This window comes from Alteromonas sp. ABV4_515 (assembly GCF_056160345.1).
Window position 1 is genome coordinate 891624 of the sequence record NZ_JBSWWZ010000001.1, and the last position, 16970, is coordinate 908593.

At 49.8% G+C, this 16970-nt stretch carries 11 protein-coding genes; 7 read left to right on the forward strand and 4 right to left on the reverse strand.

What is annotated here, in order from left to right:
• Positions 1–100: 100 nt before the first annotated feature.
• From lexA to ACXAGX_RS03830, 3 genes are all read right to left on the reverse strand, one after another.
• The gene (lexA, locus tag ACXAGX_RS03820; RefSeq protein WP_474836656.1) at positions 101–727 is read right to left on the reverse strand and encodes a transcriptional repressor LexA; all 627 of its coding nucleotides are present in this window, start codon (positions 725–727) and stop codon (positions 101–103) included.
• 64 nt (positions 728–791) lie between these two features.
• A complete protein-coding gene (locus ACXAGX_RS03825; protein ID WP_474836658.1) occupies positions 792–2114 on the reverse strand; it encodes an MFS transporter in 1323 nt (440 codons plus the stop codon).
• A gap of 49 nt (positions 2115–2163) precedes the next feature.
• Positions 2164–3183, reverse strand: a complete 1020-nt coding sequence (locus tag ACXAGX_RS03830) for a LacI family DNA-binding transcriptional regulator (RefSeq protein ID WP_474836660.1) — start codon at positions 3181–3183, stop codon at positions 2164–2166.
• Positions 3184–3541: 358 nt separating this feature from the next.
• On the opposite strand from ACXAGX_RS03830, the gene ACXAGX_RS03835 reads away from it, so the two are divergent.
• The 5 genes from ACXAGX_RS03835 to ACXAGX_RS03855 all read left to right on the forward strand — a co-directional run bounded on the left by ACXAGX_RS03835 (position 3542) and on the right by ACXAGX_RS03855 (position 13038).
• Positions 3542–5893 (forward strand): TonB-dependent receptor, encoded by a 2352-nt coding sequence (locus ACXAGX_RS03835; protein ID WP_474818635.1) that lies wholly within the window; start codon positions 3542–3544, stop codon positions 5891–5893.
• Positions 5894–5976: 83 nt separating this feature from the next.
• Positions 5977–7638, forward strand: coding sequence for a sulfatase family protein (locus tag ACXAGX_RS03840; RefSeq protein ID WP_474818634.1), 1662 nt, complete (start codon positions 5977–5979; stop codon positions 7636–7638).
• A gap of 11 nt (positions 7639–7649) precedes the next feature.
• On the forward strand, positions 7650–9314 hold the full coding sequence (locus ACXAGX_RS03845; protein ID WP_474836662.1) for a sulfatase family protein: 1665 nt from the start codon (positions 7650–7652) through the stop codon (positions 9312–9314).
• A complete protein-coding gene (locus ACXAGX_RS03850) occupies positions 9307–10773 on the forward strand; it encodes a sulfatase family protein (protein ID WP_474836664.1) in 1467 nt (488 codons plus the stop codon). Before ACXAGX_RS03845 ends, ACXAGX_RS03850 begins: the two co-directional genes overlap by 8 nt.
• A 15-nt stretch (positions 10774–10788) precedes the next feature.
• Complete coding sequence (locus ACXAGX_RS03855) at positions 10789–13038, forward strand: ammonia-forming cytochrome c nitrite reductase subunit c552 (RefSeq protein WP_474836666.1); 2250 nt, start codon at positions 10789–10791, stop codon at positions 13036–13038.
• On the opposite strand, the gene ACXAGX_RS03860 is transcribed toward ACXAGX_RS03855, so the two are convergent.
• Positions 13025–13810: a hypothetical protein gene (locus ACXAGX_RS03860; protein WP_474836668.1), complete on the reverse strand. Its 786-nt coding sequence runs from the start codon at positions 13808–13810 to the stop codon at positions 13025–13027. The genes ACXAGX_RS03855 and ACXAGX_RS03860 overlap by 14 nt on opposite strands.
• Before the next feature lie 118 nt (positions 13811–13928).
• Here ACXAGX_RS03860 and ACXAGX_RS03865 point away from each other — a divergent pair, with 118 nt between their 5' ends.
• Both ACXAGX_RS03865 and plsB read left to right on the forward strand, forming a co-directional pair.
• Entirely contained in the window at positions 13929–14396 is a 468-nt protein-coding gene (locus ACXAGX_RS03865; protein ID WP_474836670.1) for a DUF2177 family protein, read from the forward strand.
• Positions 14397–14503: 107 nt separating this feature from the next.
• The gene (plsB, locus tag ACXAGX_RS03870) at positions 14504–16954 is read left to right on the forward strand and encodes a glycerol-3-phosphate 1-O-acyltransferase PlsB (RefSeq protein WP_474836672.1); all 2451 of its coding nucleotides are present in this window, start codon (positions 14504–14506) and stop codon (positions 16952–16954) included.
• Positions 16955–16970 lie beyond the last annotated feature (16 nt).

A 16970-nucleotide genomic window follows, 5' to 3' on the forward strand; every position in this document is an offset into this window, starting at 1 on the left:
GCGCTGAGTTAAGGGCACCATATTGATAAAAGAAAAAGGCGATGATCACCTCAGTGCATCGCCTTTCTTATTCTTTAGCATCTATTTTGGTGCCCGGCGCTTACATCCAGTCGGCGTTTCTGATCACACCAACGGCTAAACCTTCAATATTGAAAGGCTCCGACGCCAAATCTACCTTAATCGTGTTGAATTCGTCGTTTTCAGCATGCAGCCATACTTCTCGGCCACGTTTTTCAAGACGTTTCACGGTTACGTCTTCATCAACACGTGCAACCACAACCTGCCCATTGTGAACATCTGTAGTACGGTGCACTGCGAGAAGATCGCCATCTAAAATACCGATATCTTTCATACTCATGCCGTTTACGCGCAGCAGAAAATCTGCACGGGGGTGGAACAAGTCAGGATCGACCTTGTAGTGCATTTCCACATGTTCCTGGGCCAGAATTGGCTCACCGGCAGCAACCCGCCCAATTAACGGTAAACCGGCATCTTCCTCGTTTTCAGCTTCCAGAGGAATATTCAGTTTAATACCCCGGGAGGTACCCGCCAGGATTTCGATTACCCCTTTTCGTGCCAGTGCTTTTAAGTGCTCTTCCGCCGCATTGGCCGACTTAAAACCCAGTTGCCTGGCGATTTCGGCACGCGTTGGCGGCATACCGGTTTCCAGCATGGTGGTTTTAATGAGTTCGAGAACTTCCGTTTGTCTTGGGGTAAGTGGACGCATAAACAGCCCTGTTTTTCTATACAGTTCCTGTGAGTATATACAGTTATGCAAGATTGACAAGTGATCAACGTTGATTGATTGCGGTTTTTTCCTCAGCTGTATTTACCATTTCCTGGTGACATTGATGGGTTATCGGATAAAACCAGAGCACGGCAACGCCAAGGACACAGCCGATAGCGGCAATAATGGCAATGCTATCGACAAAGAATTCTGCATTTCCTGCAGTTTGCAACGCAGACCATTCCAGTACCCCCGCTATCACCGCGAATGACAGTCCATCACTCACCCGCATCACCAGGTGGAAAGCGCCAAAGGTTAGCGTAGGGTTCACTACCCCCGTTTCTCGCAAACCATATTCGATAGTGTCGGGTAGCGCGGACCATATCAACACCATGAGTCCTCCGGCAAAAATGCCACACGAGAAGAACGCCAAACACAGGAAAGGTAGCGACCGGGGCGTAAACACCATGAATATAAGTAACACCGCAATCAGACCCACTAAGCCAAGAATCATGGCGTGATGCTTTTCTATCAGGTACGACAGCTTTACGAAGCCGGGCAATGCCACCAATTTACCAATGGCCAAGCTTACAATGAGCCAGTTCGTGAGTTTTTCGTCTGCCAGTAACATACTGGCGAAGTAGACGCCGGATTTGTAAAACACTGGAATAAAGATACAAGGTAAAAGCGCATACAATGCCAGCACCATAAAGGCGCGATTTTTAAACAACGCCGTGAAGGTGGCTCTCAGTGGCGGCCGCTGTACTTGAAGAGGCTGAATTTGTAATGACCACACGGGCATGATGCATAAATAAATATTGCTCAGCATAAACAGACAGCAGAGGCCCAACATCCATAATCGAAGGCTATCTCCCGGGGTTTCCAACAACGCAATAACTTTACCCGCGAAGGCTGCGAAAACCAGAATGGCTGATGCGTTGAAGAAGATGCGGGCAGATGACAACTTTGTGCGTTCACGGCTATCGCTTGTTAGCGTACCAAGCATGGCATTGTGTGGAATATCCAACAACGCATAGCCAATTCTGAACACGATTGCAGCCACGAGATAGAATAAAAACAGCGACTCTTTCGCCAATTCCACGGGATAAAACAGCAGAGCAAAAGACAACACGGTAATAGGGGCACTTAGGGCAATTACTTTCTGATAACGCAGCCGATAGGTATCGAGCATGACTGACAGCGTGATATCCAGAATACCGGACACAATCAGTGAAACCATTAAAATGAGACCTGCTGCCGAAGCCCCTAAGCCCTGAATATCTGCCAGGTAGTAAAGAAGCAGAAGGTCTGTAAAATTCCACAACGTACTTTTGGTAAAAGCACCCGACGCGTAGGCGTTGCGCTGAAACCGAGTCAACGTTTTCACTGGCGGTGCTCTGTCAGCTTAGCTGACAATTGCAACACTGCCGGTTTGTTCACAACAGTGGGCCACATGAGCTACGTTGCACGTACCGACATCTCAAATCAGTGGTTTCTTCATAAGGACGATGAAGTACAAGCTGTTGAATCAATTTTCCGGCCGCAGCCTTACCCAGGTTCTCCACCGGTTGATGCACCGTACTTAGCGGTGGCCAAAGGTTTTTACTAGAGGGGTCGTCATCGAATCCCACTACCGATAACTCGTACGGAATACGCAATTTAAGCTGGCTAGCTACTTTGTAAACCAGTGTTGCAATGTAATCGTTGAAGGTGAAAAATGCCGTGGGCCGATCGTCCCGGCTCAGCATGGTGCGGATAATTCTTTCGTAGGTCTCGTCGGTTTTAGGGTTACTATTTACCACCAGCTCAGGATCGACACTGATCCCAAAATTATCATGGGCTTCCTGAAACCCTTGGTAGCGCAGTAAGCCGCCATGGACCGTGTTGTAATTAATAATGCCAATACGACGGTGACCCATGGTCAACAAATGGGTAACCGCCTCTCGTACACCGCCGACAATGTCGCAGGATACGCAGCTGACTTCGTCCATATCCATCGGCAAAATTTTTACTACGGGTTTGTTCTCGGCGTTAATCACCTCAAGCACACCTTTATCATCACACAAAGGGGGCGTGAGAATATAGCCATCGGGATTAGAGCGTTCCGAGAGTTTTCTGACCTGTTCAACAAGCGAAGCTCTGTCTTTAACTGGCCTCACAAGTAGGTCATAGCCCGCTTCATCACAAACTTCAATGGCCCCCGACGTCAGCCTTGCGGAATAAGAGTTGGAAGCATAGTCCATATATAGCAGGCAAATAAGATACGACTGCCCGGTCCGCAGTCGCCGGGCATTTAAATCTACGCGATAGCCGGTTTTCGCCACGGCATCGAGGACTTTCTGCTTATTTTTATCTCTAACGGTGGGGTCGTTGTTCAGAACCCGCGACACGGTTTTGATAGACACGCCAGCTTCTTCGGCAACGTCATGCACTGTGATGTTCTTTTCCGCTTTCATATCTACTTACGTTTTCTGCAACTATTTCTATTGTGCCACAGGCTTTCCGAAAACCCAGTTGAAAATATTGCGTTATAGACAACAAAAAGACAACGTTAGCATATAATATTTGAAAATATGCTTATAACCCAAACTTAGAAACAAAAATTAAGATCATATTTTTCAACACTTTAAATAAAGTATGAGCGATATCAAAACAAAAAGACAACGATAGACTTTTAAACAGATCAAGCTGTATCCTTGTTAAGAAATTAACAATTATTAAACAAAAAATATCAGCGCAGCTCAGTGTTTGGGATGCGCACAAAAAATGCACTTATGTTGCCGAGTGCAAAAAAAGACCTGAGGAGATACATTGATGTTTAACCAAAAGCCACTCACAAAAGCGTTACTGATAGCGTTGGGCGCGATGTCGTCGTCGGCCCTGCTCGCGCAGGAAGACGCTGAGCAAGACGCAAAATCCAAAGCCCAGTTGGAAGTCATTGAAGTCACTGCGCAAAAGCGTGTGCAGGGATTCATGGAAGTGCCCGTCGCAGTAACAACCGTATCTGGAGAAATTCTGGATGCAGCGCAAGCTACAGAATTTCAGGATCTGGTGCAGGTAAGCCCGTCTGTTACGTTTAATCAGTCTGGTGATATGCGAGGTTCCGGCGTTAACATTCGTGGTATTGGTACTACCGCCTTCCAGACAGCCGTAGAGCCCACCGTAAGTACAGTAATCGATGGCATTCCGCTAGGCCGTACCGTGCAATTCCTGTCAGATCTGGCTGACATCGACCGGGTGGAAGTACTGCGCGGTCCACAGGGCACACTGTTCGGTAAAAATGCCTCAGGTGGTGTAGTTAGCGTCTTTACCAAACGCCCGGAAGATTCTTTTTTCGGTGAAGTCCGTATGACGCTCACCGACGATGACGCCTGGGGATTGATGGGTCAGGTTACCGGCCCCCTCAACGATAATATGCGTGGACGCTTGTCGTTCTACAATCGTGACTTCGATGGTTTTGTAAAAAACCTCACCACTGGCGAGATGATCAACGGTGACGAAAGTAAGGGGATGCGCGGTAAGCTGGATATCGATCTTGGCATGGATGACAACCTCTATATCATTGCGGATTATTCCAAGCAGACACGGGATTGCTGTACACCAACGCTACAAAGTATTGGCCGCGGTTCACTGGCTGACCTCCACCAGCTTGGAGAAGACTATGCTGATGTGGATGTGTCCTGGGGCAACAATGAAGTTAAAATTGCCAGCCCAGCGTACTCGAACACAGAAACCGGCGGGATCTCCGTTGAATACAACCACAGCTTCGAAGAGTTTACGCTAACGTCGATTACTGGCTACCGCGGTTTTACCCTCGAAACCGCACAAGATGCCGACATCGTGCCTTACCTCACGCCGGTGACAGGCCATGTGTTGTTTACTAAAAACGGCGCATCCGGTGGCGGCGACCAACAGCAGTCACAGTTCTCACAAGAACTCCGTCTAGCTGGACGTCTTACTGACGATATGTTTGTCACAGTGGGCGCGTTCTACTGGGAGCAAACAGTTGACCGTTATTTCGAACGTGAAGTCATGCGCTGTGCTGATGCCTACGATCCGGTAGTCGGTACGGTAGCTTGTTCGGAGGAAGGGTCGGGTATTGGTTTCGCGGCGATGGACTCATCGGTAGACACCCGCAACTATGCGATATTCGGACAAGCCGACTGGGATGTCACAGACGAACTCACAGCCTCTTTGGGCTTACGCTACACCAAAGACGAAATTTCCTTCGATTTTTACCGCAGCGCGGCTGAAATTACAGGGCCGTTCTCGGGTCTGCCAGCCTTGCCGGGTGCCGAGGGCGATTTCAGCAACGAAACCGAAGACGATGCGCTAACCGGTCGTTTTGCACTTTCCTACGATTTAAACGACACCACCATGCTATTTGGTAGCTATGCTCAGGGTTATAAATCGCCAGCTTTCGATTTAATTTTCTCGCTGAACGAAAGCCGCACCGCCCCCGTTCCGGCCGAAACTAACGTAGCCTGGGAAGGGGGCGTACGCTCAGAAATGTTCGACCGTCGCCTGCGCTTGTCTGCTACCGCGTTCCACACCACTTTCGAGAATTTCCAGGGTCAGGCTTACAACCCTGAAACGGTGACCTTCTCGCTGACCAGTGCAGGTGAAGTTATCACAAAGGGTCTGGAACTGGAGTTTAATGCCAAACCGGTACCTGAACTGCTAATCAGCGGTGGTGTGGCATTCATTGATGCCACCTATGGTGAATTCATGGATCAGCAGTGCTATTTCAATCAAACCGAAGCTGAAGGCTGTATCGATGGCTTCCAGTCAATCTCTGGTGGCGATGTTCCCAATTCACCAGATACAAAAATCACCCTTTCCGGTAAGTACAACATTTATCTAGATGGCGATATGGACATGTTCGTCAGTGCCAATTATCGCTGGCAGGACGAAGTGCAGATGAACCAGAACCAGGCGCCCTATCTGATCCTGCCCAGCTACGGTGTGCTCGACCTCACTGTAGGCATTCAGGCCGATGATGGTCAGTGGGTGGCCAGTGTGTTTGCAAAGAACGCGTTGGATGACAATTACGTTGCCCAAATTGGCACCGCCATCTTCGATCAAAGCAACATCAACGCGCAGTTAACTCGTGATTTCCAACGCTACATGGGCGTGGAATTCACCTATCGATTCGGCGCTTACTAGCGCACGGGTTCAACAGTACGGCGGCCCGGGGCAGTGCAATCTCCTGTGTCCGCCGCTTTTTTACTTTAACCGGAAGAGATTTCATGAAACTTCACCTCTCAAAACGATTAATGACGCTGGCCAGTGTTCTTGTACTCGGCACGTCACTAAACGTGCAAGCGTCAGACACACAGCGCAATGTGATTTTTGTGCTGATGGACGACCTACGCTACGACGGTATGGGGTTCTTGCAGGAAGAACTACAAACCCCGAACATCGATAAACTGGCCGATACCGGCGTGTATTTCCCCAACGCAGTGGTCACTTCATCACTCTGTTCCCCCAGCCGGGCCACCATTCTTACCGGCATGACTGCCCGTAATCACAAGATCGTGGATAACAATAACTCCAGCGAGGAAGGCCTAACGTTTTTCCCCAAATACCTGCAGCAGGCCGGCTACAAGACCGGATTTTTTGGTAAATGGCACATGGGCAGCCATTCAGATATGCCTCGCGATGGTTTTGACAAGTGGGTGAGTTTTCCTGGCCAGGGAGCTTATTACCCGACAGATGGCATTCCAAAACCTATGCTTGAAAAGGGCAAGATCAATCAGCTGAATATTGATGGTAAGCATGTAGATCAGAAAGGCTACATTACCGACGAACTCACTGATTACGCGCTGGACTGGCTGAAAAATGACGTGGGCGATTCCCAGCCATTCTTCCTTTACTTGAGCCACAAAGCCGTTCACTCTGACGCCACGCCAGCTAAGCGCCATGAAGGTCAGTACGACGATGTCGACTTTAAGTTGCCGGACTCAGCTGTAGTGACGGAAGAAGCCGCGAAGAACAAGCCGATGTGGGTTCATAACCAGCGCAACAGCTGGCACGGTACCGATTTCTTCTACGCCAGTGACCGCACCATGGAAGCATACCTCAAGCAGTATTATGCCACGCTCTCAGCGGTGGATGACAGCTTGGGCGAAGTGCTTGCCTACCTGAAAGAAAACGATTTATACGATAATACCATGGTCGTGTTTTATTCGGATAATGGCTTCCTGATTGGTGATCACGGCCTTATCGACAAGCGCAATGCTTATGAGGGTTCTGTGCGTGTTCCACTGGTGATCAGTGCGCCAGGTCTGCTGCCACAGGGCGAAACCAACGAAGCACTGGTGCGTAATCTGGATATGGCGCCCACCTTCCTTGAACTGGCCGGCGCAAAACAGCCTGCGCAGTTTGAAGGTAAAAGCTTCCTGCCTGTTGCTTCAGGAAAAGTCGCCCAGGATAAATGGGAATCACCTGATTTCGTTTACGAATACTACTGGGAGTGGTCGTTCCCGATGACTCCAACCACGTTTGCCATCCGCCGCGACAACCTCAAGTACATTCAATACCACGGCGTATGGGATATCGAAGAACTTTACGACCTGGAGAAAGACCCTGAAGAAATGCACAACCTGATCCGCGATCCGCAGTATGCAAAAGAGCTACTGCCATTACGTAAAGCACTGTATGCATCCCTGAATCCTGCCAACGGCAGTAAACCATCTGTGCCCTTCAACGCACGACTGGCCGAAGGCATGAATCTGCGCAAGAAAGATGGTCTGAAGGCAGCGCCATTCCCAGACTGGTGGCTGGTAGAACCGAATCGTAAAGACATGTACATGGGCCTGTTCCCGGATACACCAATGAAGCTGGAGATGCAGCGCAAAGGTGAAATGTACTTTCCGTGGATGGAAGCAAACGGCAGTTCAGGTCACTAAGGAGTTGGGTAATGCGAATGTTTCGTTGGATGCTTTTCACTGTTGTTACTGGTTTTTCCCTGACCGCTTGGGGAAAGCAGCCTAACATCTTGCTCATTGTTGCCGAAGACCTGAGCCCCCGCGTCGGTGCTTTCGGTGATGCAGTGGCTGATACGCCCACTATTGATGCCCTTGCTGAGCAAGGCATTCGCTTTACCAACGTTTATGCCGCTGCTGGGGTCTGTGCACCAAACCGCTCTGCGCTGATATCCGGCATGTACCCGATTTCCATGGGCACTCACCAAATGCGTACGTCGCAGTTGCTGCTGCCCAATGGCAGCACCGGTTACGAAACAGTCACCCCGGCCGCCATGAAAGCCTTTCCGGAACTGTTACGTCGCGCGGGTTACGAAACGGTGAATTTCGCCAAAAAGGATTACCAGTTCGGCACCCCATCGACGATTTGGGATGAGGACATCGGTAATTACTTTTCCCCGTTGAAAGCCGATTTATGGAACGAACTCTCTGGCGAAAAACCCTTCTTTGCCATGGTAAACCTGATGTCGACGCATGAGGGCCATCTGCTAACGGAAGACGGTAAACCCGCAACCAAATTCAAAGGTTTTACCGAACTCATAAAAAAAGACTTAGCCCGAGTCGAAGCCGTTACTAATCCTGCTGATGTGGAAGTGCCGCCCTATTATCCCGACACGCCCATGGTACGCCGCTCCATTGCCCAGCATTACGACAATATTCATTATATGGACGGGCAGGTAAAAGAAATCCTGCAGGCGCTGGAACGGGACGGACTTGCAGACAATACCATTGTGATCTGGACAACGGATCACGGCGATGCGTTACCTCGGGCAAAACGCTCTGTGTACGATACCGGCCTTCATATCCCTTTGATTGTGCGATTTCCAGACGGCCGTCAGGCGGGAATAACCAGCAACAAACTGGTCTCGATGGTAGATTTCGCGCCCACTATTCTGGCTTTGGCCGGCGCTGAACAACCTGATTTTTTGCAAGGCCTGGATATGTTTTCCTCCGCAACCCGGGAGTTTATTTTCGGCGCCCGAGATCGCATGGATATGGTGCCGGACAAAGTGCGAGCAGTGCGGGATGAACGCTTTAAATACATCCGCAACGACATGCCGGACATCCCTTATTTTCGACCGCTGACGTTCCGTGACATGTTTCCGGTCATGATCAGTTGGTGGCAGGCACACACCGGTGCCACCTTAGATTCCGTTCAGAATTACTACTTCACCGCCCCCCGACCGGTGGACGAACTGTACGACACGCAAAACGACCCCTGGGAAATTCGCAATCTTGCAGTCGTTCCCGCCTACCGGGAACAGCTTATCGCAATGAAGAAAGAACTGGCTGACTGGGAGAAGCGCGTACACGACCGCAGTAAACAGCCCGAGCTGGATATGGTCGCCGACATGTGGCCGGGCTATAACCAACCGGTTACCGCCAGTCCTACTTTTTCCATTACCGACTGCAACGGACAGATGTGCGTAAGCATGAGATCCGAAAGTGACAATGCCTCTATCACCTATCGTCTTGCCGCCGGTGATAACTGGCAACTCTATACTGGCCCTGTGCCGGTGTTACCTAATAGTTTTATTGAAGCAAAAGCCGTGCGTTACGGCTATCAGGAAAGCAAAGTGGAGCAATACCATCATGACTAAATTACCCCTGGCCGCGCTGCTTGGCAGCTTGCTGTGTATTGCCGGGATAATGTCTTCCCCAACACTCGCTGCCGAAGACAACGCCGAGAAACCCAACGTAATCATTATTTTTGCTGATGATATGGGATATGGCGATATGAGCAACAATGGTCATCCTACGCTAAAAACCCCGAATCTGGATTCGATGGCGGCGGAAGGGCAAAAGTGGACGAACTTTTACGTAGCCGCGCCCGTGTGCTCGCCCAGTCGTGCGGGTTTGATGCTAGGCCAATACCCGGTCCGGGCTGGCCTGGCTTCTTCCACGCCAATGCGTCAGGTTTTCCGTGAAGACTCGCTAGGCGGTATGCCGACGTCCGCCACTACCATTCCAGAAGCGCTAAAAGCACAAGGGTACGACACCGCCATGATTGGGAAATGGCACATTGGCCACCTCCCTGAATTCTTGCCAGAGAACCACGGCTTCGACAGCTGGTTCGGCATTCCTTATTCCAACGACATGGATCAGGATTTTGAAAAAATTCAAAAGCTTAACGGCCCAGACTGGAGTGTAAAAACCTGGAACAAGGGTAAGCAGTGGACCAACCCGAAATCCGAGTATTTTCGTGTGCCACTCATGCAGGGGGAAGAAATTATCGAGCGTGCACCGAATCAGCATGAGATCACGAAAACCTACACCACCCGGGCAAAGAACTACATTAAATCCCATAAAGAAAATCCGTTCTTCCTGTATATCGCCCACGCTATGCCTCATGTACCGCTGTTCGCTTCGAAAGAATTTGAAGGTCGAAGCACGCAAGGCCTGTATGGCGATGTGATTGAAGAGCTCGACTGGTCGGTAGGTGAAATTCTGCAAACACTAAAAGATGAAGGCATCGATGAAAACACCCTGGTAATTTTCAGTTCCGATAATGGACCTTGGACCTGGTTTGAAACATTAGGCGGCAGTGCCGGATTGTTGCGCGGCGGAAAGTCTGATGTGTTTGAGGGCGGCATGCGCGTACCCGGTATTTTCTGGTGGCCGGGACACATTAAATCCGGCATCCGTCACGATATCGGCTCCACCATAGATTTACTGCCCACTCTGGTTGATCTTGCAGGTGGAGAAATACCCGCTGACACCGACGGCTATTCAGTAAAATCCACGTTGCTGAATGGTGAAGACAGCGCCCGTGACGTCTATTTCTACTATCGCGGCGCAAAGGTTTTTGCTGTGCGGGAAGGCCGCTATAAAGCGCACTTTATTCTTAAAGAAGGCTACGGCGGCAACCCTGGTGAAGTGCTGGCAAGTCCGCTGTTATTTGACTTGAATGCTGATCCTTCAGAGAAATATGATATCGCACAAAGTCATCCAGAAGTCATTGCGAGACTCACCAAACTGCGTGAAGACCACGCGGCGAGCATTAAACCAGTTGAAAACCAGTTGGATAAGTGTCAAAAAGGCTCGCGACTTTGTAAGTAAACCGGACCCTGACTTTTGTATTTACTGAATAAGGGCTGTCTGACAGCCCTGCTTTTTTTGCTCGTGATGCGCACTGCCGCCCATGCCGACGAAGGTTATGTGGGGGCTAGCGTGTGCGCCGATTGTCATGCAGAGCAAATTGCTGACTGGCAACAATCTGATCACTATCACAGCATGCTGCCTGCGAATGAAAAGTCTGTACTTGGCGACTTTAATGAAGCCAGTTTCACGGCCGGCAAACGCACCTCACGCTTTTTCATCCGCGATGGTAGGTACCTGGTCGAAACCTTAGGGAATAATGGCAAGCCGCAAACCTTTGAAGTAGCTTACACTTTTGGCTATAACCCTCTGCAGCAATATCTTTTGCGTACCGATGGCGGCAGATTGCAGGCCTTCGACGTAGCCTGGGACAGTAGGCCGCTGGGCGAAGGTGGACAACGATGGTATCAGTTACAAGATGACAGCGTAACCGACCCGGAACATCCATTCTTCTGGACTGGCTACTACCAAAACTGGAACAGTCGCTGTGCCTCTTGCCACTCTACCAACCTGGAGAAGCATTACGATCCAGTTAATAATGCCTTCAATACCAAGTATTCCGACGTCAACGTGGCCTGTGAGAGCTGTCATGGCCCTGGCTCAGAGCACGTTAAACTGGCTAAAATCAACAAGATTTCAGCAAGCAAGACCGGCCTGAAATCTCTAGGCAAAGCCATTGCGTTTCATTTTTCCGGCAATGATCCTATTGCCCGCCCGCAGTCTTCTCCCGCTTCACCACTGGCACTGGCTACCGACACGTGTGGCGGATGCCACAGCCGCCGGGCTGAACTGGGAGAGCCAGATTTAACCCAACCGTATCATCAGCAGTTTCAACTCGATGGTGTAAACGAACCACTGTACTTCAGCGACGGACAAATTCGTGATGAAGTGTTTGTACTGGGTTCATTCCTGCAAAGCAAAATGGCACAGGCTGGGGTCACCTGTACCAATTGTCATGACCCACACTCAGGTAAAACAAAGCTTCCCGGCGAACAGATATGTGCCACCTGCCACCGAGCGGATGTGTTTGCCGCACCGGAACATACCAATGGACATAAAGATGCAAACTGCCTCGACTGCCATATGCCCGCCCGCACTTACATGGGCGTGGACGACAGACGAGATCACCGTTTTCATCGCCCGTCAGCACTGAACGCAAATAGCATGAGTCCTTGCCAGAGTTGTCATGAAGACAAATCTGAAAGCTGGTTCAAAGACGCCATCATGCACTGGCCAAGGCGGGAAGGTGCATCTGCTGACACGTTAGGGCAATGGGCGGCATTCAATCAGGCGATGCTCACCTGGAACGCCGATGCGATCGCAGATTCAAGCCGCTTCCTTGCAGATGAAACGGTAAACCTGCCGGATCTGCTGGCTGTTGCACTCACTGAAAAATTGGTGACACAGTCACCCGCAGAGGCAGCTGAATTGATTTGGCGTGCTACTCAGTCAGATTCAACCATTCGTCGTCGTGGTGCAGCCCGTGCAGCGCGCGCTTTACCGCCACAACAGCAAGCTAAAATAGCCAAGCAACTCATGAATGACGAGGCTGCCTCCGTTCGTAGTGAAGTTGCAGCGGCGCTTTTAAACGCACCGGTAGACCATATTTTACCGGAAGCGACCATCGCGCCATTATTAGACGAATACGCAAAATGGTTGCAACAATCGGCAGACCATCCCGGTTCGAATGTAGGACTCGCTCAACTTGCCCGACGCCGAAATGACATTGTGGCTGCGAAGCAATTTTATGAGCGTGCACTGACCATCGACCCGGCTTTCTTGTCAGCACGCATGGCATTTGCCGATTTTCTAAAGGAAATGGGGAATGCTCGGGGAGAGAAACGCGAGTTGAAAGCCGCACTTGCGACAGCGCCAGATTCAGGTGCCGTGCAATTTGCCTACGGACTCATGCTAGTGCGTGAAAAGCAATACGACGAAGCCGCACTGCACCTTGAGCTGGCCTATCAGGCCGATGATGCGATTCCGCGATTTGCGTTTGTGTATGGGGTGTCACTCTGGCAATTACAGCGTCAGAATGAAGCTGTTGAGGTATTGGCAAATGCCGCAGCGCGCTGGCCTGCCGATTATGATTTACTGTCTACCTGGGCAAAATACGCTTATATGAGTAAGAACACTGCCATGCTGAAAAAGGCTGCCGTCGCGCTGGGTAATACATACCCCAATGACAGCCTTTATCAGCAGCTAAAGCCGCTTATTCAGCCTTAGGCGCTTCAACATGATGAGCCGTTACACCAGCGGGATACAGCAAGTTTCGACGGAACGTGGTGGTTACCTTCACGTTTTCAAATCCGGCGCTGGCTAACACCTGCTTCAATTCCCGATTTGAATAACATCGCATGCTCGACACAATGCCATCCCACAGCAACATCAGCGGCACAATGGGAATGAGGTAAGTGAATATGGCCGTTACTAACAACAGGCGACGTTCGGTAATAAACGGCAGCATGATCATCGCCACTAGCGGCCCGAGCAGCATAGACACATAGGCCATAAATGAATTATCGCAGTACTCCAACACCAGCACATCGTCGCCGTGAGGGAGATTCAGTTTAAAAATCTGACTCACTTGTTCGTGGTCGAAATGGTGAAAGGAATTAATAAATATTTTCGGGCAGCGAAAATCCGGATTGTCTTTGAGCACATCGATGGGTTGCTCAAGGTAATGAATGCGATCATCACCTAAGCGATTAATGCGTTCGCGAAATTCCGGGTTTTTATCGATCATGAAGTCAGAAAGATTAAAACGGATGTCTTTTTTGCCCATCTCGCGGATCAGAAGTTCGTTAACGAAACCACTTCCAGCGCACGGATCGAGCACGGTACCACCGGCTTTATCAATAAAAGCATTCAGTTCTGGCAGCCACATTTTGTGATAGCCAAATACCTTATACAGTGCACCCATGAAGCGGCGCAGAAACGCGTGATAAAATTCTGGCACCCAGAACAAGTCACCAAATTCGAATAATTTTATTTTCATTGTATCCCCGCGCCTGTCCTATTGTTGTCGGGTTAACGGTCAGACTGACTATCAACGCCACAGGGTAGATATTGTAAGTATGGCTCATTAATGTGAAAGTTCCTGATAAGTATTCACAGTGAACTTTTCATCCGGCTATGCCGTTTATCATTTTATGAACTATTCCGTTAAAGCCCTTATTGGAGCCTACATCGCCGTGCTCATTGCTTTCGCTTGCCTCGATGGTGTGTGGCTGGGCGTTATTGCTATGCCCCTTTATCAGTCGGCCTTCGACACGCTATTGCGCGAACAGTTCATCACGTGGCCATGGCTTGCATTCTATCTACTTTATTGCGCCGCTGTGGTGTATTTAACAATACGTCCTTATGCTGCACAAAACCTGTTATCACAATCACTTGCTGGCTTTGCACTCGGGGCAGCGGCTTATGGCACCTATAATCTAACCTGCTACTCCATTATTGACGACTGGCCACTCACCATGACCTTCGTCGACTGGATTTGGGGTACCACAGCAACGGGCATCATCGCCACGTGTGGAGGCTGGGTGGCGAGGAAAATTCAGCATAAATCAGCGCGCCAGAGGTGACGTAGCGTAAAAGTATCCCTATGATGGAATTCCCATCTGATGTCATCTGGTTTGCAGTGAAATTGTGGTAGACTGCGCCCGTTTTCTTAATACAGGATCCCAATTTCATGTCGTGGATGCGCAGAACGCTTTTATCGGTGTTTCATTATCCCGTTAAACTGTTGGTCAAAGACCACAACATTCCGGCCAATGTCGAGTCTGAACTCGGTATTGATAGATCCAAGCCAATCATTTATTTATTGCCAACAAATTCGGTTACCGATCAGTTGGCGTTAAAAATGTCTACGCAACGGTTAGGCTTACCCAGCCCTACCGAACAAATTGAGCTTGCAGGGAAATCTTATCCGGGTAGCGTATTTCTGCGCAAAACCGAACCGCTTATTGGCCGCAGTAGCCACACAGATGTAGAAAGCATCTTCTCTAGCTTGTTCCATTTGCACCGCGATCACGACGATGTTGATGTGCAGGTTGTGCCAGTATTTGTGTCCTGGGGCCGTGCGCCAGGTAAAGGAAAGCCGGGCTTAGGCGACCTCATCGCGCACCACGCTTCACCCAGTTGGCTGCGTAAATTCTTTATCGTGATGTTTTTAGGTCGCGATAATTTTATCAATTTCAGCAAAGCTGTATCTGCACGTGAAATGTCAGAACAGCACGGTACCGACGATTCTATCGCTCACAAACTCGTTCGGGTAGCAAGTACTCACTTTCATCGTAAGCGCCAATCTATGACAGGTCCAACGCTATTGGAACGACAGGAACTGTATAACGCCATTCTTGGCTCTGAGTCTGTGAAGCGTGCCATGGGCGAAGAAAAAGGCGGCAAAAAGGCAAAGAAGAAAGATCCGCGGATTACGGCGAAAGAATATGTCGACGAGATTGCCGCAGACTACCGGGAAGGCTTGATCCGCTTTGGTGATCGTATCCTCACCCGTATCTGGAACAAAATTTACAACGGTATCAGTGTTGGTCACAGTGAGCGTATTCGCGAACTGGCAGCCAATGGTCATGAAATTATTTACGTGCCTTGCCACCGCAGCCATATGGATTACATGCTGCTTACCTATGTGATTTATCACGAAGGCATGGTGACACCCCATATCGCCGCGGGTATTAATCTGAACTTCTGGCCCGCCGGACCTATTTTCCGTCGTAGCGGTGCGTTCTTCCTGCGTCGCAGTTTTGCCGGAAACAAACTGTACACAGCCGTTTTCCGTGAATACCTGGAGTTGCTGTTTAATAAAGGCTATTCAGTAAAATATTACCCTGAGGGCGGGCGAAGCCGTACAGGCCGTTTGATCCCACCCAAAACGGGCATGCTCGCCATGACCATGCAAGCGATTCTGAAAGGTGTTCAGCGCCCGGTAAGCATTGTGCCTGTGTACATTGGCTATGAAAACGTGATGGAAGTGAAAAGCTACCTGAGCGAACTGAAAGGCAGTGGCAAGAAGAAAGAATCTAACCTGCAGGTTTTTTCTGCTATCCGTAAGCTTAAAAACTACGGCCATGGCTATGTTAATTTTGGCGAGCCCATTCACCTGAATCAGTTTCTCGAACAAGGCGTGCCTGACTGGCGTGAAACATTGCCTGCTGATCCTGAGAAAAAGCCAGGCTGGCTCACCCCGCTGGTTAATGATTTAGCCCATGAAGTCATGCTACGCATTAATAGCAATGCAGCAATCAATGGTATGGCATTGATTTCATTGTGCCTGTTATCCTCCAAGACGCGCACTATGTCTGAAAAAGAGCTGGTTCGTGCCATGGATAGCTATCTGTCGCTGCTGCGTAGCGCCCCCTTTAGCGACGATGCCACCATTCCAGATATTAGTGCCCGTAAGATGCTGGAAGAAACGTTGGCACTTAAGCGGTTTGATATCAGTCAGGACGGCTTCGGTACGATGATCGCGCCGCAGGAAGATTCTGCGGTCTTTCTCACGTATTACCGCAACAACATACTGCACTTATTTGCACTGCCCGGCATTATCATGTCCTCGGTTTTCGCCCGCCCAGGTATTCATCGTCATGAAATCCTGCGCTTAATGGCGGCACTGTATCCGCTACTTCAGCGAGAGCTTTTCATCTATATGACACAGGATGAAGCGCTGGCATACACCGATAAGTTAATCACTGCGTTTATCGAACAGGGTATGGTTATCGAGATGGAGCAGGGTCTGCTGCACCCACCCACCTCTTCCGATCGCGCGTTCCATCCAGCCTGGTTGTTAAGTCGTTGCATGCAGGAAACTTTCCAGCGTTATGCCGTCGTACTGACGATCATCGAACGCGAACGGGTAATTAGTCGCAACAGTCTGGAACGTTGTAGCAGACAGGTTGCAGAGCGTCTGTCGACGCTTTACGGTATGAATTCGCCTGAGTTTTACGATAAGAACGTGCTTTCGTCTTTCATTTCCGCATTGCGGGAAAACCATTGGCTCGACTCCTCTGAAGATGGAAGTTTGAAATACTCAGAAGAAAGTGACGCGCTTAGACAGGACGTATTGACACTGGTGTGGCCGGAAATCACCCAGCATCTACAAAGCGTCGAAATTCAAAACCAATAATTATAATAAACGACAG